Here is an 18989-nt window from a genome sequence, read left to right as displayed (position 1 = left end):
GAGAGCGAACGGAGGAAATCGAATGAACAAGCATCCCAAATCCACCGCCATGCCGCATCCGCGCGCGTGGCTTGCCGTGTTGCTGGCGGGCGCCGCGCTGACGCTGGCCGCCTGCGACAAGTCTGACAACCGCACCGCTGGCGAGAAGCTCGACAGCGCCGTTGCCAAGACCGAGCAGGCCGCCGATACCGCCGCAGCCAAGACCGGCGAGGCCGTGCGCGAAGCCAAGGCCAAGGTCGACGCATCCGGCACGACCGCGGAGGTCAAGCAAGGCATGTCCAATGTGACCGAAGCCGCCAAGGAAGCGGGTGCCGCCGTGAGCGCGAAGGTCGACGATGCCGCCATCACCGCCTCGGTTTCCGCCGGGCTGGCGAAGGATCCGGACCTCAGCGCCATCAAGATCAATGTCGACACCAAGGCCGGTGCCGTGAGCCTGAAGGGTCCGGCGCCCACCGCCGCCGCGAAGGCACGCGCCGAGGAAATCGCCAAGGGCGTGCAGGGCGTGACGTCCGTGGACAACCAGCTCGAAGTGAAGAGCTGATTCGCTTCTGGTTGAAAGCGAGCCGCAAACGAAAAAGAGCCCGGATGTTCCGGGCTCTTTCTTTTGCGGGCCCCTTTTCAGAGGCCCGGGGGATCAGGTGGGCTCAGTGCCCGAGCCAGTCCTTCAGTTCGTCTGCGTGCTCTTCTTCGTCGGCGAGGATGTCCTCGAGCATGCGGCGGGTGGTCGGGTCCTTGTCGCCGATCAGCACGATCATCTGGCGATACGACTCGACCGCGATGCGCTCGGCAATCAGGTTGGCGCGCACCATGGACTGCAGGTCGGAGGATTCGTCGTAGGCCGCGTGGCTGCGCTCCAGCAGATGATTGGGTGCGAAGTCGGGCTCGCCGCCCAGTTGCACGATGCGCTCGGCAATACGGTCGGCATGGCCGGATTCTTCGTTCGCATGCACGAGGAATTCGTCGGCAATGGCCGGCGACTCGACGCCGTTGGCGGTGAAGTAGTGGCGCTTGTAGCGCAGCACGCACACCAGTTCGGTGGCCAGCGCGTCGTTCAGCAGCTTGACCACGTCGTCGCGCCAGGGCCCGTAGCTGGGCGTGACGGCGCCGTCGTCCAGGCTCTTGCGCGCGGCGTCGAGGCCGCTCTGGTCGAGCACCAGGTGCTTGTGTTCCGAGGCCTTGTCGGAAGAGGAAACATCGGCTTTCATGGGGGGTCCTTTCGTGGGGGGCTTGTGTTCTTCTGCATCAACGTGTTGACGACGTCAGCCACGTCGGATGTCTTCAGTACCGCAGCCAGCACGGCCGTGACGGAGAGCAGGCGCCAGGGCCTCACCAGCACCAGCGCCGCACCGGTGGCCGCGGCGATGGCCATCAGCTTGGCGGGCTGCTTGCGGGCGTAGTGCTCGAGCACCGGGCGGGCCAGCTGGCCTGCCGCATGGGCCGGGTGGCGGCGCCACCAGCGCTGCAGGATGCTGCGGCCCAGAGGCAGCCAGACGCCGCCGAAGCTCGGGGGGCGATCCGCGCGGCCTGCCTGCGCGGCGGCGTGGTGTTCGTATTCCAGGTCGTCGTCGGGCGCGCTGGATGGCGCGTGGTTCAGAAACGCGTCGTGCGTGTCCTCGCCGCCGCCGTTGAGCTGGCGCACCAGCGCTCGGCGCGAGAGTGCCAGGCGTTGCTGCGGCGTCAGGGGTGTGCGTTCAGCGCTGGCCATGATGGGCTCCGGCGTCATGCAAGGCCTGGAGGTCGGCCTCGAGTTGCGAGCGCAGGTCGTCGAAACCGTGGCTCTGATTGGGGCGCGTGGCGTACCACGCGCAGAACGCGGCAATCACGACTGCCACGGCCGGCACGGCGACCAGCACCCAGTGAAAGCTGCCGTGCAGCACGCCCAGCAGCACGGCCACGCCGATCAGCCCGAGGGCCAGCATGGCGCTGGCCGCGGCCAGCACCCCCGCGACGATGCGGGCGACGAGGCCGCGCCCCGCCTGCGCAGTTTCCTGGCGGACGAGGGCGGCGTAGTTGGCGAGGTGTTCAGCGACGAGTTCCGGATGCCCGAGCACCGTGGAAAAAATCGGATGAAGCATGGTGCCGGGAATCGGTGGAACGAGCGGTCAGCGGATCAGTAGTCGTCCCGGCTGCGGCGGCTGGCCAGCACGATGAGCGCGGTGATGGCGGCGCCGGCGGCTGCGGCGATCAGCACGGAGCGCACGGGCTGGTCGGAGATGTAGCGGCCGGTGACGTCGGCGGCCTGCTCGATGCGGCGCTGGGCGCGTGCGCTGGTGGTCGATGCGGCATCGAGGCCGCGCTGGACCGCCTGCTGCACGCGGGCTGCGAGCTGCTCGACGGCCGGTTCGGCGTCGCGGCGCAGTTCGCGGACCTTTTCGCCCGCCGCATTCACCGCATTCTGTGCATACGCGCGGGTCGTTTCGACCGCTTCATTGGCGGTCTGGCGGGCGTCGTCGGCGAGCTGCGAGGGAGTCTTGGTCGTGTTCATGTGAAAGTCCTTTCCGGGAAGATGAAATGCGGGAGCCTGTTGATCGTAACTACGCTACTTGCGACGGAGCAAGCCGCCCAGGAAGCTGGCGATGGCCAGGATGGCAAAGATCACGAACAGGATCTTGGCGATGCCGACCGCGCTGGCGGCAATGCCGCCGAACCCGAAGAGGGCGGCAATGAGCGCGATGAGCAGAAACACCACGGCGTAATGCAGCATGTGGAACTCCTTCGAGGCTTCCCTCGTTGTTTTGAAAAACGGCTCATCCGCGGCTTCCAGACAGGGGAGTCAGGAGGCTTCGAATGGCACAGGAGCAACCTTAAGTGCCCCCCCGGCCCGGACCTGTCAGCGGTCGGGGGCGGGGTGCGTAGGAGATGGCCGAGTAGGCGGTGGGGCCGATGGCGGCGCCAGTCTCAGGCGGGGCGCACCACCGGCAGCATGGCGCTCAGGCGCGTGCCCCTGCCGGGTGTCGAGGAGACCGTCAGCTTGCCGCGGGCGGCCTCCACGCGATGCCGCATGCCCGCGAGGCCGTGCGTCGACGGGCGCAGGCGCAGGGTGTCGAAGCCCTTGCCGTTGTCCGCCACTTCCACGATCACGTGGTTCTCGTAGTTCTTCAGGACGATGGTGGCCTCGCTGGCCTCCGCGTACTTGCCGATGTTGGTGAGGCTTTCCTGCACCATGCGGTAGATGGTGAGCTGGCGCGATTCGTCCATGACCACGGGCTCCAGCGCCATCTCGATCTGCAGGCCCGAGCGCTCGGCGAATTCGCGCCCGAGGATCTCCAGCGAGGCGACCAGCCCGAGGTTCGACAGCGACGAGGGCCGCAGGTCCTCGATGATGCGGCGCTTGAGCGCGATGCCGCTGTTGAGCAGCTCGGTCAGATGCTGCAGCCGCTGGATGGCGTCGGGCGCATCCGCCAGCCGCGACTTCAGGCGCGCCACGTCCAGCTTCGCGGCCGTGAGCAGCGAGCCCAGCTCGTCGTGCAGTTCGCGCGCAAGGTAGCCACGCTCGGTTTCGCGCACGTCCTGCAGGTGGGTGGCCAGTTCGGCCAGGGAGGCGGTGCGTTCCCGCACCTCGTCTTCCAGCGCGTTGCGCTCGCGCTGAAGGGTTTCCTGCTGCCGCTCGCCGATGGAGCGCAGCGCGTGCGTCTGCCGCAGGTACAGGAAGAAGGCGATCAGCGCGGCCAGCGCCACGATGGCGGTGCCGATGCGGGCCAGCTGCAGCGACTTGAGCACCTGCGCCTGGCTCTGGTGCAGCGTGTCGTTGCTGATCCTGACCAGCTCGCCCGCCGTGGCGCGGATCGAATCCATCTCCTCGCGGCCCACGTCGGTGGTGATGACGAACTTCCAGGCGTCTTCCTTGCCGTCCTGGCGCAGGCGCACGCTCATGTCCATTTCCGCCACCTTGCGCAGCACGTGCTTGGAAAGCTCCGTCAGCTGGTTGAGTTCGGCCGGCCGTCCGGCATAGAGCCGGCGCAGCGTCGCGAGGTTGCCGTCGACTTCCTTGACCGCGGTGTCGTAGGGTTGCCTGTAGTTCGTCTCGCCGGTCAGCAGGTAACCTCGCTGGCCGGTCTCGGCGTCCAGCATGTTCTGCAGGATCTGGTTGAGCGTGCCGCGCACCTGCTGCGCCTCCTCGATGTCGGCAAGGGCGCGGCTGGACTGCCGGTAGCCGGCCTCGTTGATACCGACGAGGGCCAGCGCGGCAAGCGCCGCGAGCAGCAGGCTCACGGCCATTTTTGGAGGGGCTAACCAGTGCATGAAACTTTCAAGGCTGCTTACTACGCAAGTTCGTGAATAATTGACTAACAATCAGGGACGCGGAATGTTGCGGCCCGCATGCGCGCAACACAACGACGAAAGTAACAGATGATCAAAATCGGAATTGTGGACGACCACGCCATCGTGCGATCCGGCCTCCGGCAGTTCTTCTCCGAACACGTGGACCTGCGCGTGGCGGGTGAGGCGGCCAGCGGGCGTGAAGCCATCGAACTGGTACGCACCACGGAACTGGACGTGCTGGTCATGGACCTTTCGATGCCGGGGCAAAGCGGGATCGACGCGCTCGCCATGATCCGCGCCAAGGCGCCGGACGTGGGCATCCTGATCCTGAGCGGCTACCCCGAGGAGCACTACGCGATGAACCTGATCCGTCAGGGCGCGAGCGGCTACCTCAACAAGGAGTGCGATCCCATCGAGATCGTCAACGCCATCCGCACAATTTCTCTGGGCCGGCGCTACATCACGCCCGCCGTGGCCGAACTGCTGGCACGCCAGCTCGACCGCAAGGACGACGCCGCGCCGCACGAGCAGCTCTCGGAGCGCGAATTCCAGGTGTTCCTGAAGCTGGCCAAGGGCGAGACCGCCGGCGACATCGCCAAGACGCTGTCCCTGTCCGTGAAGACGGTCAGCACCTACCGCACCCGCCTGATGGAGAAGATGAACCTCTCCTCCAACAGCGACCTGACCTACTACGCGCTGAAGAACAAGCTGATCGATTGAGGCCGGCAGGGGTGCGGGGAGGGCGCCCGGCGCGGCGCTTTCAGCCCGCGGCACGCAACGCGTTCGCCTGCACGAGGCAGAAGTCGACCAGCGCGTCGATCTCGTTCGACTTGTCGAACACCGCGTCGACCCCGAACTCGGCGCAGCGCCGGCGGATGTCCGGCGTGGCGTAGTTGCTGAGCACCACCACCTTCTGGGCCGGGCTGCGTGCCTGGCAGGCCTGAAGCACGCCCAGGCCGCTGCCTTGCTTGAGGAACAGGTCGACGATGGCGAGGTCCCACTCGCCGGCGTGGTCCCGCAGCCATTCGCGCGCGCCGCTCTCCGTCTCGGCGAAGCCGACGACGGTGGCGCAGGTGAGCTCTTCCAGAGTGCCAATAAGGTTTTCACGGATCGTTAGGTTGTCTTCAACGACGTAAGTCTGCAATCTGGGATCCATGCCGAACCGCGCTTCCTCTTACGTTGGCAGGAGCATTCGAAGCGCCCCCGCCTGCGGGAATGCCTGCAACGGGACACTGAGGCTTTCTCGTGGCGCATCATGCAAGCTTCGGGGGCCGGGTGTTGTAGGCGGGTTCCGACTATGCATCCGCAAAGCATCGCCGTAGGCCATGCCGCACGGTTTCTGCGGTCTCCTGCCGACCCTGGACGGGCCGCGCCCAAGGTATCCCACTGAACATGGCAACGAACATCTTCCGCTCCCGGCCCCTTTGGCAGAAGTCACTGGCTTTCCTCGTGCTGCTGCTTGCCGTGCTGGTGATCGTGCTGGCGTTCTTCCCCTGGGACGTGCTGCGCGGGCCGGTCAACCGCTACGTGAGCGAGAAGACCGGCCGCAAGTTCGAGATCACGCGCCGGCTCGACGTGAACCTCGGGCTGCGGCAGGCGACCGTCAAATTCGACGGCATCGAATTCGCCAATCCGCCGTGGGCCCGCGACCCCTATCTGGTGAAGGCGGACAGGGCCGAGTTCGACATCCGCATCTGGCCGCTGCTGGCCAGCAAGGTGAACATTCCGCGCCTCGCGCTGTTCTCGCCCACGGTCGGCCTGCAGATGGAGCAGGACGGCCGCCGCACCTGGGCGCTGGGCAAGGACACCTCCGACTCCGGCACGGTGCCCAGCATCGGCCTGGTGCAGATCGACAGCGGGGCGGTCGATTTCCTCGCCAAGCACCTGGGCGTCGACCTGCACGCCGACCTGAGCTATGACACCAGCCGCGGCGAGATGCCGCTCAGCTACCGCATCAAGGGCCGCTACAAGGGCCAGCCGCTGACGGCCAACGGCCGCACCGGCAATGTGCTGCAGATCAACGCCGCGGGCGCGCCGCCGTTCCCGATGGAAATCAACGCGGCGGCCGGCCAGACCCAGCTGAAGGCCGCCGGTACCGTGGCCGAGCTGTCGGGGCTCGACGGCATCGACGCCAAGTTTGAGCTCAAGGGCCAGACCCTGGGCGCGCTGTTCCCGCTCCTGGGCATCGCGCTGCCGCAGACCTCGCCCTACGCGCTGAGCGGCGACCTGAGCAAGCGCGGCACGCTCTGGGGCGTGGCCCGCCTCAAGGGCAAGCTGGGCCTGTCCGACATCGCCGGCGACATGCGTTTCGAGCAGTCCGGCAAGCTGCCGTACCTGTCGGGTGAACTGCGCTCGCGCGTGATGGACATGGACGACCTCGGCCCGCTGATCGGCCTGCCGCCCACGGCGCGCACCGCCAACACGGTGGAAGGCGTGGCTCCGCCGCCGACCGTGACGCAGGTCAAGCGGGCCGGCGGCAAGGTGCTGCCGACGGCGCCCCTGGATTTCGAGCGCCTGCGCGCCATGAATGCCGACGTGAAATACACCGCCGACCGCATCCAGAACGTGCGCGAAATCCCGCTCGACCGCGGCAGCGTGCAAGTCAAGCTGGACAGCGGCGTGCTCACGCTCGATCCGCTCGACCTGGGCGTGGCCGGCGGCAAGCTGGGCGGGGCGATCCGCATCGACGCATCGAAGAACCCCGCCGACATCCGTGCGTCGCTGGACGTGCGCGCCATGCAGCTGGCCCGCCTGTTCCCCAAGCTGGAAACCACCGGCAACAGCGTGGGGCGGCTGGACGGGCGCGTGAACCTGTCGGGCTCGGGCAGCACCGTGGCCAACTGGCTGGGCGGCGTCTCCGGCGACGTGGCGGTGATTTCAGGACGTGGCCAGTTCGGCAACCTGCTGCCGGTGTTCGCGACGCTGGTGGGCGGCGACATCATCAAGTTCCTGCTGCGCGGCGACCGCAACGTCGAACTGCGCTGCGCGGCCCTGGCATTCGACGTCAACAAGGGTGTGATGACCGGACGCACGCTGGTGGTGGACACAACCAACGCGGTGTTCACGGCCACCGGGCAGGCCAATCTCACGACCGAGGGGCTGAACTTCGTGATTCGTCCGGAGCCGAAGAGCAAGAACATCCTGTCGATCCGCACGCCGCTGGTGGTGAACGGTACTTTCGGGTCGCCCAAGGGCGGCCTGCAGGTGGCGCCGCTGGCCGAGCGCGGGCTTGCGGCGCTGGCGCTGGGGGCCATCAACCCGCTGCTGGCGCTGGCCGCGACCATCGAGACCGGTCCGGGCGAGAACGCCGACTGCCAGGGTGTGCTGGGCGATGCGAACCGCCCGACGGCGGGTGCGGCGGCCAACGGCGCCGCGAGGGCCAAGGCTGCCAAGGAGCCTGTGAAACAGCCTGTGAAGCAGCCCTGATCGAACCCTAGGCGGCCGCTTGAGCGGGGCGTTGCCCGCAGACGCTGCACTGCGGGTCGCGCGCGACCCGCAAGGTGTCGAAGCTGGTGCTGCGCCCGTCGAACATCAGCAGCTTGCCCGCCAATGACGGACCGATGCCGGCGAGCAGCTTGAGCGCCTCGCTGGCCTGCAGCGTGCCGATCGTGCCGACCACCGGGCCGAATACGCCAAGCACCGCGCAGCGCGTTTCTTCGAAAGTCGCATCGGGCGGGAACAGGCAGGCGTAGCACGGGGAGGCGGCGTCGCGCGTGTCGTAGACGCTCAATTGCCCGTCGAAGCGGATCGCCGCGCCTGCCACCAGCGGCCTGGCATGGGCCACGCAGGCACGGTTGACGGCCTGCCGGGTGGCGAAGTTGTCGCAGCAGTCGACCACCACGTCGGCCTGGCTGACCAGGTGGGACAGCAATGCCTCGTCGGCGCGCACGGCGTGCGTCTCGATGGAAATACCCGGGTTGATGTCGCGCATGGCCTGCGCGGCGGATTCGACCTTGGACAACCCGACGCGCGCATGCGTGTGAGCCACCTGGCGCTGGAGATTGGTGAGATCGACTTCGTCGTCGTCGACCAGCGCGATGCGGCCGACCCCTGCCGCGGCAAGGTAAAGCGCCACCGGCGAGCCCAGCCCGCCGGCGCCGATCATGAGAACCCGCCCGGCACTGACGCGCTCCTGGCCGTCGATGCCGAATTCCTCGAGAAGGATGTGGCGCGAATAGCGCAGCAGCTGGCTATCTTCCATGCGCCACCAGGCTCAGTTTTCCTTCTTTTCTTCCTTGTTGTCGACGATGACCTGCGTCTTGCTCACGAGCACCGGCTGGCCCTTCAGGCGGTTGAGCGCCTGCACCAGCGGGAAGTCCTTGTCGGTGCCGAACTCGGGCACCTTGCGGTCCTGCGGCGGCTTCTTGGCTTCTTCCTCGAGGCGCTTGCGGGCTTCGTCGCGGGCCTTTTCGCGTTCCGGGTCCTTGACTTCGGGGCCCTGGCCGCTGGCCAGATGCTTCTCGAGGTCGGCCTCGCGCATGCGCAGGGCCGCGAAGGGGCTGCCCTCGGCGCTTTCGTCGACCAGCACGTTGGGCACGATGCCCTTGGCCTGGATCGAGGTGCCGCTCGGCGTGTAGTAGCGCGCCGTGGTGATCTTCAGGCCGGTGTCCGGGCCGAGCGGGCGAACCGTCTGCACCGAGCCCTTGCCGAAGGTCTGGCTGCCCATGATGGTGGCGCGCTTGTGGTCCTGCAGCGCGCCGGCAACGATTTCGCTCGCCGAGGCCGAGCCTTCGTTCACCAGCACCACCAGCGGCACGGTCTTCAGCGCCGCGGGCAGGCTGCGCAGCGGATCGCTGCCTGAACGGCGCTGGTAGAACTCCGGCGCCGCCTTGTAGATCGACTTGCTCTCGGCCAGCTGGCCGTCGGTGGTGACGACCGTGACGTTCTCGGGCAGGAATGCCGAGGACACCGCCACCGCCGCGTCGAGCAGGCCGCCCGGGTCGTTGCGCAGGTCGAGCACCAGGCCCTTGAGGTTCGGGTCTTCCTTGTACATCTCGTCGATCTTCTTGACGAAGTCGTCGACGGTGCGCTCCTGGAACTGCGACAGGCGGATCCAGCCGTAGCCGGGTTCGATGATCTTGCCGCGCACCGACTGCGTGCGGATTTCCTCGCGCGTGATCGTCACCGGGAAGGTGCGGCTCTCGTCCTTGCGGAAGATGGTCAGCAGCACCTTGGTGTTGGCTTCGCCGCGCATGCGCTTGACCGCCTCGTTCAGCGACAGGCCGCGCACGGCGGTGTCGTCGATCTTGGTGATCAGGTCGTTGGGCTTGAGGCCGGCGCGGAAGGCCGGGGAGCCCTCGATGGGCGAGACGACCTTGATCAGGCCGTCTTCCTGCGAAATCTCGATGCCCACGCCGACGAACCGGCCGGTCGTGCCTTCCCTGAATTCCTTGAAGGACTTCTTGTCGAAGTACTGGGAATGCGGGTCGAGCCCGGCGACCATGCCGGAAATGGCGTCGGAGATGAGCTTTTTCTCGTCGACCGGTTCGACGTAGTCGCTCTTGACCATGCCGAAGACGGCAGCGAGCTGCTGCAATTCCTCGAGCGGCAGTGGCGCAAGCGAACCGCGTGCGACTGTCTGCAACGAGACGGTGGTCAGGACGCCTGCAACGGCGCCGGCGGCGACCCAGCCGGTGATCTTCAGTTTCTGGCCCATCATGAGTGGTTGTCCTTGTCGGCGGCTGTCGAACCAATATACACAGCTTGGAAGCAAATTGCCTGCCGGGGTTCCACGAATGGGCCGGCGGGAGAGGGTTTCTTCAGCCTTTACCCTGCGAGGCCACCGCGGCGGCGGCCTTTTCGGCTGCGGCGGCATCGCCGAGGTAGTAGTTGCGCAGGGGCTTGAGATCGTCGTCCAGCTCGTAGACGAGCGGAATGCCGTTCGGAATGTTCAGCCCGACGATCGCGTCGTCGGAGATGCCGTCCAGGTACTTCACGAGAGCGCGGATCGAGTTGCCGTGGGCCGCCACCACCAGGCGGCGCCCGGCGCGGATGGCCGGCGCCATCGATTCGTTCCAGAACGGCAGCACGCGGGCGACCGTGTCCTTCAGGCACTCGGTCAGGGGAATCTGCTCGGGCGACAGCTTTGCGTAGCGCACGTCGGAGCGCTCGCTGCGCGGGTCGTTGGCTTCCAGCGGCGGCGGCGGGGTGCCGTAGCTGCGGCGCCAGACCAGCACCTGCTCGTCGCCGTATTTCTTGGCGGTTTCGGCCTTGTTCAGGCCCTGCAGGCCGCCGTAGTGGCGCTCGTTGAGGCGCCAGGAATGCACCACCGGCAGCCAGGTGCGGTCGAGCTCGTCGAGCGTGTGCCACAGGGTGCGGGTGGCGCGCTTGAGCACGCTCGTGTAGGCGACGTCGAAGTCGTAGCCCTCTGCCTTGAGCAGCCGGCCGGCCTGCTTGGCCTGCTCCACGCCGGTCTCGGTGAGGTCGACGTCCGTCCATCCGGTGAAGCGGTTTTCAAGATTCCAGGTCGATTCACCGTGACGGATCAATACCAGTTTGTGCATGTGGGAGGCCTTTGGCTGCGCTTGCGAAACCCCGCATTCTAAAATCCCCGGTTTGCCATTCAAGGAACCCCCGTGAAATTGATCGAATTCGTCACCGCGAACTGGATGCTGATCCTGATCGCGCTCAGCTCGGGTGCCATGCTGGCCTGGCCGCTGGTGCGGGGGGCGGGCGGCGGAACGCTCACCGCGCAGGGCGCCGTGCAACTCATCAACCGCGAGCGTGCGGTGCTGGTCGACGTGCGCGAACCCGAAGAGTTTGCCGCCGGCCACATGATCGGCGCCAGGAACGTGCCGCTGAACCAGCTCGAGGAAAAGCTGACCGGCGCGGTCAAGAACAAGAACGTGCCGCTGCTGCTGGTCTGCGCCACCGGTGCCCGCGCCCAGCGCGGCGTGGCCATCGCCAAGAAGCTCGGCTACGAGCAGGCCCAAGCGGTAGCCGGCGGGCTGAAAGCCTGGAAAGAGGCTAACCTGCCGGTTGAAAAGGCCTGAACCTCCCCGAGATGAATCGTATGCAAGCAGTCAAGATGTACACCACCGCCGTTTGCCCCTACTGCACGCGTGCGAAGCAAATCCTCAAGTCCAAGGGGGTCGAACAGATCGAGGAGATCCGCATCGACACCGACCCTCAGGCGCGCAGCACCATGATGGAAATCACCCAGCGCCGCACGGTGCCGCAGATCTTCATCGGCGACACCCACGTGGGCGGCTGCGACGACCTGATGGCCCTCGACAGCCGCGGCGGCCTCGTGCCCCTGCTGCAGGGCGCCTGAAACAGAAAGCAACCGGCGCCGCGGGAGCGACCCGGGCGTCGGGCGATAATCGTTCGCCTATTCATCTGCAGCCCGCTGCGGGAACCTCTCCCCGGCGGGCATTGTTTTGATCCTCGAAAGTTCAGCCATGGCCGACCAGCAAGCCCAAGATCCCGTTTTCCAGATCCAGCGCGTCTACCTCAAGGATCTGTCGCTCGAACAACCCAATTCGCCCGCCATCCTGCTGGAGCAGGAACAGCCCACCGTCGACATCCAGCTTGGCGTGGACGCCCAGCCCGTGGCCGACGGCATCTTCGAAATCACCGTGTCGGCCACCGTGCAGACCAAGATCCAGGACAAGACCGTGTTCCTGGTCGAAGCCAAGCAAGCCGGCATCTTCGAGATCCGCAACCTGCCCGAAGAGCAGATGGGCGCCATCCTCGGCATCGCCTGCCCGCAGATCGTGTACCCCTACCTGCGCGGCAACGTGGCCGACGTGATCCAGCGCGGCGGCTTCCCGCCCGTGCACCTCGCCGAAATCAACTTCCAGGCGATGTACGAGCAGCAGCAGGCACAGGCCTCCGGCCAGGCCGCGCCCACCCTGGCACAGTAAACCGGCACGACGCCGCCAACGCCGATGAAGATCTGCGTTCATGGCGCCGGTGCCTGGGGCACGGCGCTCGCCGTCAATGCGGCGGGCCGCCACGAGGTCACGCTCTGGGCCCGCGACGCGGCCCAGGCCGACGCCATCTCGAAGGCGCGGGAAAACACCCGCTACCTGCCCGGGCTGGCACTGCCGGCCTCGCTCGCCGTGCGCGCGGGCGACATCGGCCAGGCACGGGCCGGCGCCGACCTCGTCATCGTGGCCACACCCATGGCCTCCCTGCGCGAACAGCTCAGCGCACTGCGCGGCACCACCGCGCCGGTGGCGTGGCTGTGCAAGGGCGTGGAGCCCGCGCTCGACACCTCTCCCGAATCCTTCGGCCTGTTCGCCCACGAGATATGGGCGCAGGTCGCACCCGACCTGGCCGCGGGCGTGCTCAGCGGCCCCAGCTTTGCGCAGGAGGTCGCCGAAGGGCGGCCGACCGCACTGGTGGCCGCCAGCCCCCATGCCGCCGTGCGCGATGCGCTCGTCGAGGCTTTCCACGGACCGGCGCTGCGCGTCTATGCCAACGAGGACATCGTGGGCGTGGAAGTGGGCGGCGCCGTGAAGAACGTGCTGGCCATCGCTACCGGGCTTTGCGACGGCCTCGCGCTCGGGCTCAACGCCCGGGCGGCGCTCATTACGCGCGGCCTCGCCGAAATGACGCGCCTGGGCCTGGCGCTCGGCGCCCGTGCCGAGACCTTCATGGGGCTTTCGGGCCTGGGCGACCTGGTGCTGACCGCCACCGGCGACCTGTCGCGCAACCGCAAGGTCGGCCTGCTGCTGGCCCAGGGCCGCACGCTGGCCCAGGCGGTCGATTCGCTGGGCCATGTGGCCGAGGGCGTGTACTGCGCCCGCACCGTGGTGCAGCGCGCGCGCGGCCTCGGCATCGAGATGCCGATCTCCGAGAGCGTGGTTGCGCTGCTCGACGGCCGCGTGGGTCCGCAGGACGCCGTCGCGGCGCTCACCGGCCGCGACCCGGTGCCGGAATCCGTGCCGCCCGCGCCGTCCCCCCGCCATTCCTCCTGAAAAAGACTGAAGACAGAAAGAGCCATGAGCCTTCGCTTTGATTTTTCAGCGTCGGCCGTGGCCGCGCTGGCCCGCTCCGATGCCGCTCGTGCGCTGCAGGAAGACGTTGCCGACGGCGACCTGACCGCGTCGCTGGTCGATCCCGCCCGCCGGGCCCGCGCCCGCGTGCTGGCGCGCGAATCGGCCGTGGTGTGCGGCGCCCCCTGGGTCGAGGCCACGCTGCGGCAGCTCGACCCCGATGTGCGCGTCGAGTGGCGCTGCGCCGAAGGCGAGCGCTGCGCGGCCGACCAGGTCGTGCTCGAGATCGAAGGCGCGGCCCGCGCGCTGCTGACGGCCGAGCGCACCTCGCTCAACTTCCTGCAACTGCTGAGCGCGGTCGCCACCAAGACCGCCCTTTACGCCGACGCGGTGCGCGGCACGCGCGCGCGCATCGTCGACACGCGCAAGACCATTCCGGGCCTGCGCCTGGCGCAGAAGTACGCGGTGCGCACCGGCGGCGGCCTGAACCACCGCATCGGCCTGTACGACGCGGTGCTCATCAAGGAAAACCACATCGCCGCCGCCGGCGGCGTTGCCGCGGCGCTGCATGCGGTCGCGCCGGTGGCGTCGCAGGCCGCTTTCGTCGAGGTCGAGGTCGAGACGCTGGCCCAGCTGCACGAGGCGCTGGAAGCCGGCGCGCGCATGGTGCTGCTCGACAACATGGACCTGCCCACGCTGCGCGAAGCCGTGCGCATCAACGACGCCGTGGGCGACGACCGCAAGGCCGTGCTGGAAATCTCCGGCGGCGTCACGCTCGACAGCCTGCGCGCCCTGGCCGAGACCGGCGTCGACCGCATTTCCGTCGGCGCACTGACCAAGGACGTGAAAGCCGTCGACTATTCGATGCGCTTCCAGGACAACTGAGCCTTCTTGCCATGACGACCGCTTCCGTCATCGACGTCGACTACGAACAGCCCGCCGGATCGCAGGCGGGCTCCGCCTGCGACACCCGCCACGCCTGGGCCCGTGTGCCGCCCGAGCCTTCGCCCGACGAGCGCATCGCGCTGAAGGAGCGCATCCGCCGCCTGCTGCGCGAACATGACGGGGGAAGAGGAGCGGTGATGGTGTCGCACTTCTACGTGCACCCCGACCTGCAGGACCTGGCCGAGGAAACCGGCGGCATCGTGAGCGATTCGCTCGAGATGGCGCGCTTCGGCCGCGACCATGCCGCGCAGACGCTGGTGGTGTCTGGCGTGCGCTTCATGGGCGAGACCTCGAAGATCCTGTCGCCCGAGAAACGCGTGCTGATGCCCGACCTGGACGCGAACTGCTCGCTCGACCTGGGCTGCCCGGTGGAGCAGTTCAGCGCCTTCTGCGACCAGCACCCCGACCGCACCGTGGTGGTCTACGCCAACACCAGCGCGGCGGTGAAGGCGCGTGCCGACTGGCTCGTCACCTCGAGCTGCGCGCTCGACGTGGTGAACGCGCTGCACGCGGCGGGGCAAAAAATTCTCTGGGGCCCCGACCGCCATCTGGGCGACTACATCCAGCGCCAGACCGGCGCCGACATGGTCAGCTGGAACGGCGCCTGCATCGTGCACGACGAGTTCAAGGCGCTGGAGCTCGAGTTGCTCATGAAGGAGCATCCGAAGGCCAAGGTGCTGGTGCACCCCGAGTCGCCCTCGGACGTGATCGCGCTGGCGCACGCGGTGGGCTCGACCTCCGCCATCCTGAATGCCGCCCAGCGCATGGACGCGAGCGAATTCATCGTTGCCACCGACAGCGGCATGCTGCACAAGCTGCGCACGCTGAATCCCGGCAAGACCTTCATCGAAGCACCCACTGCCGGCAACGGCGGCACCTGCAAGAGCTGCGCGCATTGCCCGTGGATGGCGATGAACGGGCTGGTGGAGCTGGCGAACGCGCTGGAAACCGGCGCGGGCGAGATCCATGTCGATCCGGCGCTGGGGCTGCGGGCGCGGTTGCCGATCGATCGGATGCTGGCGTTCACGGCCGGGCTGAAGAACGGCCAGGCGCCCGGCAGCCTGATCGCCGGCATCGGCGCCGCCTGACCCGTCTTGCTCCTTCCCCCTCTGGGGGAAGGTTGGGATGGGGGCAGGCAGAGCGTGCCCGGTGGTGGCGCCGCTTGCCCCCACCCCGGCCCTCCCCCGGAAGGGGAGGGAGAAAGAAAAACCTAGAACTCCACGGTGCAGCTGTCCCCCAGCGCTTCGCGCCACACCCGCACTTTTGCCAGCGACGCCCTCAAATCCGGCAACGCCTCCGCAATGAACACGCAAAGGTTTTCCAGCGTCGGCGGATGCAGCCCGGGCACGTCGTCCAGCAGGTGATGGTCGAGCTGCTCGCGCACATCTTCCAGCCGCCGGCGCAGCAGCCCCAGGTCGATCACCATGCCCGTCACCGGATCGCGCTCGCCGGCAAGCCACACCTCCGCGTGGTAGGTATGGCCGTGGATACGGCGGCTGCCTTCGACTTCGATCTCCCGCTTCAGCGTGTGGGCGGCGTCGAAGAAAAAGCGTTGGCTGATGGTGAAGCGCATCGTCAAAAAAAGAAACTCGGAGAAAAAAGGAGGCGGCCGCTTCAGCGGATGCCGGTGATCTTGTGGGTCTGCACGCTGAGCCGCCACACGGGCTGCTTCATGCATTCGGCAATGCAGAGCTCGGTGTTCGCGACCCGGTCGGGGCCGTCCATCGGCTGCAGGAAACGGTGCGTGAATTCGCCGGTGCGCGCCATCGTGTCGAGGTCGAACGCCGCCTGCGGCCACACCAGCTTCAGTTCCTGGCCGCGCTGCTGCACCCACGGCGCGCCGGCCTTGGGGCTGATGCACAGCCAGTCGATGCCTTCCGGCGCCTCGACCGTGCCGTTGCTTTCCACCGCGATGCGAAAGCGCCGCGCATGCAGCGCGTCGACCAGCGCCGCATCGACCTGCAGCAGCGGCTCGCCGCCGGTGAGCACCACCAGCCGGTGATCGGCATCGCCGGCGGGCCATTGCGCGGCGATGGTGTCGGCCAGCAGGTCGGCGGTCTTGAACTTGCCGCCCAGCGTGCCGTCGGTGCCGACGAAATCGGTGTCGCAGAAGCGGCAGACGGCGGAGGCCCGGTCTTCCTCGCGGCCGCTCCAGAGGTTGCAGCCGGCGAATCGGCAGAACACCGCCGGCATGCCGGCCTGGCCGCCTTCGCCCTGCAGGGTGTAGAAGATTTCCTTGACGCTGTAGCTCATGGCGTTGCGAAAGCCTCGATCTCCAGGTTGTCGATCAGCCGCGTGCTGCCCAGCCGCGCCGCGGCCAGTGCCACGAGCGGTTCCCCGGCGGACGGCGCCTGGAGGTCGGAACGGCGCCGCAGCACAAGATAGTCCGGTTGCCAGCCGCGCTGCGCCAGCGACTGCATTGCCCGCGCTTCTATCGCGGCCAAATCGCGCTCGCCCTCGCGCACCGCCTCGGCCATGGCCCGCAGCGCTTTCGACAGCTGCACGGCCTCCGCGCGCTCGTCCTTGTTCAGGTAGCCGTTGCGCGACGACAGCGCCAGCCCGTCGTCGGCGCGGAAGGTCTCGCCGCCCACGATCTCGATGGGCAGCGCGAACTGCCGCACCATGTGGCGGATCATCATCAGCTGCTGGTAGTCCTTCTTGCCGAACACCGCCACTCGCGGCTGCACGCACTGGAAGAGCTTCATCACCACCGTGCACACGCCGATGAAGAAGCCGGGGCGAAAGTGCCCCTCCAGAATGTCGGCCAGCGCCGGGTCGGGGTGCACCTTGCAGGTCTGGGGCTCGGGGTACAGCACCTTCTCGGTGGGGGCGAACAGCACGTCGCAACCGGCGGCGCGCAGCTTCTCGCAGTCGCTGTCCCAGGTGCGCGGGTAGGTGTCGAAGTCTTCGTGCGGCAGGAACTGCAGCCGGTTGACGAAGATGCTCGCGACCGTGGCGTCGCCCAGCGGCCTGGCCTGCTTCACCAGCGCGATGTGGCCGTCGTGCAGGTTGCCCATGGTGGGCACGAAGGCGGGGCGCTTGCTGGCGGACAGGCGGCCGCGCAGTTCTTCGATGGTGTTTGCGATGTACATGGGGAGCGGTTCCTTTGTATCTGCCCGGTGTGCAGCGGGTCGTCGGCAGGCTGCCTCAGGGCGAGGCCGGCGGGGTGGTGTTCGACATGGTTGGGTTTCTCCCTGCGGGCGTCGGTGGCCGGGCATCCTTGAGTGAAGAAAACGAAGCGGGTGGGGCTAACGGTCGGCCGCAGGCGCCAGCACCGTGGGTGTGGCGCGCTCGGCGAGCGAGGGGTAGTCGCGGCTGAAATGCAGGCCACGGCTTTCGTGGCGGGCCTGCGCGGAGCGCACGATCAGCTCGGCCACCTGAACCAGGTTGCGCAGTTCGAGCAGGTCGCGCGTGACGTGGAAGTTCGCATAGAACTCGTGGATCTCGGCCTGCAGCAGCGCGATGCGGTGGCTCGCGCGCTCCAGGCGCTTGTTGGTGCGCACGATGCCGACGTAGTCCCACATGAAGCGGCGCAGTTCGTCCCAGTTGTGCGAGATGACCACGGCCTCGTCGGCGTCGGTGACGCGGCTGTCGTCCCAGGCCGGCAGCTCGGCGCGCTCGCGCAACGGTGCCGAGGCGATGGCACCGGCGGCCGCGCGCGCGAACACCATGCATTCGACCAGCGAGTTGCTGGCCAGCCGGTTGGCGCCGTGCAGGCCGGTGCATGCGGTCTCGCCGATGGCGTAGAGGCCGGGCACGTCGGTGCGCCCGCTCAGGTCGCCGAGCACGCCGCCGCAGGTGTAGTGCGCGGCCGGCACCACGGGGATCGGCTCGCGCGTGATGTCGATGCCCAGCTCCGCGCAGCGCGCCAGTATGTTGGGGAAGTGCTCCTTCAGGAACGCCGCCGGCTGGTGCGAAATGTCGAGGTACACGCAGTCCAGGCCGTGCTTCTTCATCTCGAAGTCGATGGCGCGGGCCACGACGTCGCGCGGCGCGAGCTCGGCGCGTTCGTCGTGCTTGGGCATGAAGCGCGTGCCGTCGGGCAGCTTGAGCAGCCCGCCTTCGCCGCGCACCGCCTCGCTGATCAGGAAAGACTTGGCGTGCGGGTGGTACAGGCAGGTCGGGTGGAACTGGATGAACTCCAGGTTCGACACCCGGCAGCCCGCGCGCCAGGCGGCGGCGATGCCGTCGCCGGTGGCTGTGTCGGGGTTGGTGGTGTACAGGTACACCTTGCCCGCGCCGCCCGTCGCCAGGATGGTGTGCGGCGCGCTAAAGGCCAGCACCTCGTCGGTCTTGTCGTCGAGCGCGTACAGGCCCTGGCAGGCCGGGTCGGCGAGCCCGAGCTTGTGGCCGGTGATCAGGTCGACCAGCGTGTGGTGCTCGAACAGCGTGATGTTCGGCGTGCGGCGCACCCGCTCGATCAGCACCTGCTGCACCGCCGCGCCGGTGGCGTCGGTCACGTGCACGATGCGGCGCTGGCTGTGGCCGCCTTCGCGCGTGAGGTGCAGGCCGCCGTCTTCCTCTGAAAAGGGCACGCCCAGCTCACGCAGCCAGCCGATGGCCTCGGGCGCATGCTCGACCACGAAGCGCGTGGCCTCGGCATCGCACAAACCGGCGCCGGCCACCAGCGTGTCTTCCACGTGCGCGTCGAAGCTGTCGCCGGCCGCCAGCACCGCGGCGATGCCGCCCTGCGCCCAGGCGCTGGAGCCGTCGGCCAGCGCGCGCTTGGTCAGCACGGCCACGCGGTGCGTGGGCGCCAGGTGCAGCGCGGCCGAGAGGCCGGCCAGGCCGCTGCCGACGATGAGGACGTCGAAGTCGCGCACGGCGGAAGTCACTGGG

General features: G+C 67.9%; 23 protein-coding genes. 9 read left to right on the top strand and 14 right to left on the bottom strand.

All coding sequences use genetic code 11. From position 1 onward, the window contains the following. Nucleotides 1-22: 22 nt before the first annotated feature. Nucleotides 23-541 (top strand): BON domain-containing protein, encoded by a 519-nt coding sequence (locus AC1RVW_RS09270; RefSeq protein WP_493199459.1) that lies wholly within the window; start codon nt 23-25, stop codon nt 539-541. A 103-nt stretch (nt 542-644) separates the two neighbouring features. On the opposite strand, the gene AC1RVW_RS09265 is transcribed toward AC1RVW_RS09270, so the two are convergent. The 6 genes from AC1RVW_RS09265 to AC1RVW_RS09240 all read right to left on the bottom strand — a co-directional run bounded on the left by AC1RVW_RS09265 (nt 645) and on the right by AC1RVW_RS09240 (nt 4218). Next, nucleotides 645-1205: a ferritin-like domain-containing protein gene (locus AC1RVW_RS09265; protein WP_409196140.1), complete on the bottom strand. Its 561-nt coding sequence runs from the start codon at nt 1203-1205 to the stop codon at nt 645-647. After that, the gene (locus AC1RVW_RS09260; protein WP_409196139.1) at nt 1202-1705 is read right to left on the bottom strand and encodes a hypothetical protein; all 504 of its coding nucleotides are present in this window, start codon (nt 1703-1705) and stop codon (nt 1202-1204) included. Before AC1RVW_RS09260 ends, AC1RVW_RS09265 begins: the two co-directional genes overlap by 4 nt. Next, complete coding sequence (locus AC1RVW_RS09255; RefSeq protein WP_081265999.1) at nt 1692-2075, bottom strand: phage holin family protein; 384 nt, start codon at nt 2073-2075, stop codon at nt 1692-1694. Before AC1RVW_RS09255 ends, AC1RVW_RS09260 begins: the two co-directional genes overlap by 14 nt. Before the next feature lie 35 nt (nt 2076-2110). Continuing rightward, nucleotides 2111-2485 (bottom strand): hypothetical protein, encoded by a 375-nt coding sequence (locus tag AC1RVW_RS09250; RefSeq protein ID WP_081265998.1) that lies wholly within the window; start codon nt 2483-2485, stop codon nt 2111-2113. A 54-nt stretch (nt 2486-2539) separates the two neighbouring features. Beyond that, entirely contained in the window at nt 2540-2704 is a 165-nt protein-coding gene (locus AC1RVW_RS09245; protein ID WP_493199456.1) for a DUF1328 domain-containing protein, read from the bottom strand. Between the two features lie 194 nt (nt 2705-2898). Next, nucleotides 2899-4218, bottom strand: coding sequence for a CHASE3 domain-containing protein (locus AC1RVW_RS09240; RefSeq protein ID WP_081265996.1), 1320 nt, complete (start codon nt 4216-4218; stop codon nt 2899-2901). A 132-nt stretch (nt 4219-4350) separates the two neighbouring features. On the opposite strand from AC1RVW_RS09240, the gene AC1RVW_RS09235 reads away from it, so the two are divergent. Continuing rightward, nucleotides 4351-4983 carry a response regulator gene (locus tag AC1RVW_RS09235; RefSeq protein WP_007837167.1) on the top strand — a complete coding sequence of 211 codons (633 nt, stop codon included), beginning with the start codon at nt 4351-4353 and terminating at the stop codon, nt 4981-4983. Nucleotides 4984-5023: 40 nt separating this feature from the next. On the opposite strand, the gene AC1RVW_RS09230 is transcribed toward AC1RVW_RS09235, so the two are convergent. Next, complete coding sequence (locus tag AC1RVW_RS09230; RefSeq protein ID WP_106937047.1) at nt 5024-5419, bottom strand: response regulator; 396 nt, start codon at nt 5417-5419, stop codon at nt 5024-5026. Between the two features lie 236 nt (nt 5420-5655). Between AC1RVW_RS09230 and AC1RVW_RS09225 the strand changes: the two genes are divergently transcribed. Then, the gene (locus AC1RVW_RS09225; RefSeq protein ID WP_493199453.1) at nt 5656-7689 is read left to right on the top strand and encodes an AsmA family protein; all 2034 of its coding nucleotides are present in this window, start codon (nt 5656-5658) and stop codon (nt 7687-7689) included. A 7-nt stretch (nt 7690-7696) separates the two neighbouring features. Here AC1RVW_RS09225 and AC1RVW_RS09220 read toward each other — a convergent pair whose 3' ends face one another. From AC1RVW_RS09220 to gpmA, 3 genes are all read right to left on the bottom strand, one after another. Further along, nucleotides 7697-8464, bottom strand: a complete 768-nt coding sequence (locus tag AC1RVW_RS09220) for a HesA/MoeB/ThiF family protein (protein ID WP_493199451.1) — start codon at nt 8462-8464, stop codon at nt 7697-7699. A 12-nt stretch (nt 8465-8476) separates the two neighbouring features. Beyond that, the gene (locus AC1RVW_RS09215; RefSeq protein ID WP_081266027.1) at nt 8477-9919 is read right to left on the bottom strand and encodes a S41 family peptidase; all 1443 of its coding nucleotides are present in this window, start codon (nt 9917-9919) and stop codon (nt 8477-8479) included. Nucleotides 9920-10022: 103 nt separating this feature from the next. Further along, nucleotides 10023-10766 (bottom strand): 2,3-diphosphoglycerate-dependent phosphoglycerate mutase, encoded by a 744-nt coding sequence (gpmA, locus tag AC1RVW_RS09210; RefSeq protein ID WP_081265992.1) that lies wholly within the window; start codon nt 10764-10766, stop codon nt 10023-10025. A 105-nt stretch (nt 10767-10871) separates the two neighbouring features. Between gpmA and AC1RVW_RS09205 the strand changes: the two genes are divergently transcribed. The 6 genes from AC1RVW_RS09205 to nadA all read left to right on the top strand — a co-directional run bounded on the left by AC1RVW_RS09205 (nt 10872) and on the right by nadA (nt 15238). Further along, nucleotides 10872-11255 (top strand): rhodanese-like domain-containing protein, encoded by a 384-nt coding sequence (locus AC1RVW_RS09205; RefSeq protein ID WP_409196369.1) that lies wholly within the window; start codon nt 10872-10874, stop codon nt 11253-11255. Nucleotides 11256-11275: 20 nt separating this feature from the next. Continuing rightward, nucleotides 11276-11536 carry a glutaredoxin 3 gene (gene grxC / locus AC1RVW_RS09200; protein ID WP_409196135.1) on the top strand — a complete coding sequence of 87 codons (261 nt, stop codon included), beginning with the start codon at nt 11276-11278 and terminating at the stop codon, nt 11534-11536. Between the two features lie 127 nt (nt 11537-11663). After that, complete coding sequence (secB, locus tag AC1RVW_RS09195; protein WP_081265989.1) at nt 11664-12128, top strand: protein-export chaperone SecB; 465 nt, start codon at nt 11664-11666, stop codon at nt 12126-12128. Between the two features lie 24 nt (nt 12129-12152). Next, nucleotides 12153-13187, top strand: coding sequence for an NAD(P)H-dependent glycerol-3-phosphate dehydrogenase (locus tag AC1RVW_RS09190; protein WP_493199447.1), 1035 nt, complete (start codon nt 12153-12155; stop codon nt 13185-13187). A 24-nt stretch (nt 13188-13211) separates the two neighbouring features. Next, nucleotides 13212-14090, top strand: coding sequence for a carboxylating nicotinate-nucleotide diphosphorylase (nadC, locus tag AC1RVW_RS09185; RefSeq protein ID WP_493199445.1), 879 nt, complete (start codon nt 13212-13214; stop codon nt 14088-14090). An 11-nt stretch (nt 14091-14101) separates the two neighbouring features. Then, nucleotides 14102-15238 (top strand): quinolinate synthase NadA, encoded by a 1137-nt coding sequence (gene nadA / locus AC1RVW_RS09180; RefSeq protein ID WP_493199443.1) that lies wholly within the window; start codon nt 14102-14104, stop codon nt 15236-15238. 122 nt (nt 15239-15360) lie between these two features. Here nadA and AC1RVW_RS09175 read toward each other — a convergent pair whose 3' ends face one another. The 4 genes from AC1RVW_RS09175 to nadB form a co-directional block, all read right to left on the bottom strand. Continuing rightward, entirely contained in the window at nt 15361-15723 is a 363-nt protein-coding gene (locus AC1RVW_RS09175; RefSeq protein WP_493199441.1) for a 6-carboxytetrahydropterin synthase, read from the bottom strand. A gap of 41 nt (nt 15724-15764) precedes the next feature. Beyond that, nucleotides 15765-16403 (bottom strand): 7-carboxy-7-deazaguanine synthase, encoded by a 639-nt coding sequence (queE, locus tag AC1RVW_RS09170; protein WP_493199439.1) that lies wholly within the window; start codon nt 16401-16403, stop codon nt 15765-15767. Continuing rightward, nucleotides 16400-17242 carry a pantoate--beta-alanine ligase gene (panC, locus tag AC1RVW_RS09165; RefSeq protein ID WP_493199437.1) on the bottom strand — a complete coding sequence of 281 codons (843 nt, stop codon included), beginning with the start codon at nt 17240-17242 and terminating at the stop codon, nt 16400-16402. Before panC ends, queE begins: the two co-directional genes overlap by 4 nt. A 156-nt stretch (nt 17243-17398) precedes the next feature. Further along, nucleotides 17399-18973: an L-aspartate oxidase gene (gene nadB / locus AC1RVW_RS09160; RefSeq protein WP_493199540.1), complete on the bottom strand. Its 1575-nt coding sequence runs from the start codon at nt 18971-18973 to the stop codon at nt 17399-17401. Nucleotides 18974-18989 lie beyond the last annotated feature (16 nt).

The organism is Variovorax sp. MPBD4-3 (genome assembly GCF_058809745.1).
The sequence above is the reverse complement of the archived record's forward strand: the minus strand, read 5'-3'. Positions and strand labels throughout refer to the sequence as shown.

What these genes read in the sequence shown, in the direction of transcription:
- AC1RVW_RS09270 (WP_493199459.1), top strand. Translation starts at nt 23, where the DNA reads ATGAACAAGCATCCCAAATCCACCGCCATGCCGCATCCGCGCGCGTGG.
- AC1RVW_RS09265 (WP_409196140.1), bottom strand. Translation starts at nt 1,205, where the DNA reads ATGAAAGCCGATGTTTCCTCTTCCGACAAGGCCTCGGAACACAAGCAC.
- AC1RVW_RS09260 (WP_409196139.1), bottom strand. Translation starts at nt 1,705, where the DNA reads ATGGCCAGCGCTGAACGCACACCCCTGACGCCGCAGCAACGCCTGGCA.
- AC1RVW_RS09255 (WP_081265999.1), bottom strand. Translation starts at nt 2,075, where the DNA reads ATGCTTCATCCGATTTTTTCCACGGTGCTCGGGCATCCGGAACTCGTC.
- AC1RVW_RS09250 (WP_081265998.1), bottom strand. Translation starts at nt 2,485, where the DNA reads ATGAACACGACCAAGACTCCCTCGCAGCTCGCCGACGACGCCCGCCAG.
- AC1RVW_RS09245 (WP_493199456.1), bottom strand. Translation starts at nt 2,704, where the DNA reads ATGCTGCATTACGCCGTGGTGTTTCTGCTCATCGCGCTCATTGCCGCC.
- AC1RVW_RS09240 (WP_081265996.1), bottom strand. Translation starts at nt 4,218, where the DNA reads ATGGCCGTGAGCCTGCTGCTCGCGGCGCTTGCCGCGCTGGCCCTCGTC.
- AC1RVW_RS09235 (WP_007837167.1), top strand. Translation starts at nt 4,351, where the DNA reads ATGATCAAAATCGGAATTGTGGACGACCACGCCATCGTGCGATCCGGC.
- AC1RVW_RS09230 (WP_106937047.1), bottom strand. Translation starts at nt 5,419, where the DNA reads ATGGATCCCAGATTGCAGACTTACGTCGTTGAAGACAACCTAACGATC.
- AC1RVW_RS09225 (WP_493199453.1), top strand. Translation starts at nt 5,656, where the DNA reads ATGGCAACGAACATCTTCCGCTCCCGGCCCCTTTGGCAGAAGTCACTG.
- AC1RVW_RS09220 (WP_493199451.1), bottom strand. Translation starts at nt 8,464, where the DNA reads ATGGAAGATAGCCAGCTGCTGCGCTATTCGCGCCACATCCTTCTCGAG.
- AC1RVW_RS09215 (WP_081266027.1), bottom strand. Translation starts at nt 9,919, where the DNA reads ATGGGCCAGAAACTGAAGATCACCGGCTGGGTCGCCGCCGGCGCCGTT.
- gpmA (WP_081265992.1), bottom strand. Translation starts at nt 10,766, where the DNA reads ATGCACAAACTGGTATTGATCCGTCACGGTGAATCGACCTGGAATCTT.
- AC1RVW_RS09205 (WP_409196369.1), top strand. Translation starts at nt 10,872, where the DNA reads ATGCTGATCCTGATCGCGCTCAGCTCGGGTGCCATGCTGGCCTGGCCG.
- grxC (WP_409196135.1), top strand. Translation starts at nt 11,276, where the DNA reads ATGCAAGCAGTCAAGATGTACACCACCGCCGTTTGCCCCTACTGCACG.
- secB (WP_081265989.1), top strand. Translation starts at nt 11,664, where the DNA reads ATGGCCGACCAGCAAGCCCAAGATCCCGTTTTCCAGATCCAGCGCGTC.
- AC1RVW_RS09190 (WP_493199447.1), top strand. Translation starts at nt 12,153, where the DNA reads ATGAAGATCTGCGTTCATGGCGCCGGTGCCTGGGGCACGGCGCTCGCC.
- nadC (WP_493199445.1), top strand. Translation starts at nt 13,212, where the DNA reads ATGAGCCTTCGCTTTGATTTTTCAGCGTCGGCCGTGGCCGCGCTGGCC.
- nadA (WP_493199443.1), top strand. Translation starts at nt 14,102, where the DNA reads ATGACGACCGCTTCCGTCATCGACGTCGACTACGAACAGCCCGCCGGA.
- AC1RVW_RS09175 (WP_493199441.1), bottom strand. Translation starts at nt 15,723, where the DNA reads ATGCGCTTCACCATCAGCCAACGCTTTTTCTTCGACGCCGCCCACACG.
- queE (WP_493199439.1), bottom strand. Translation starts at nt 16,403, where the DNA reads ATGAGCTACAGCGTCAAGGAAATCTTCTACACCCTGCAGGGCGAAGGC.
- panC (WP_493199437.1), bottom strand. Translation starts at nt 17,242, where the DNA reads ATGTACATCGCAAACACCATCGAAGAACTGCGCGGCCGCCTGTCCGCC.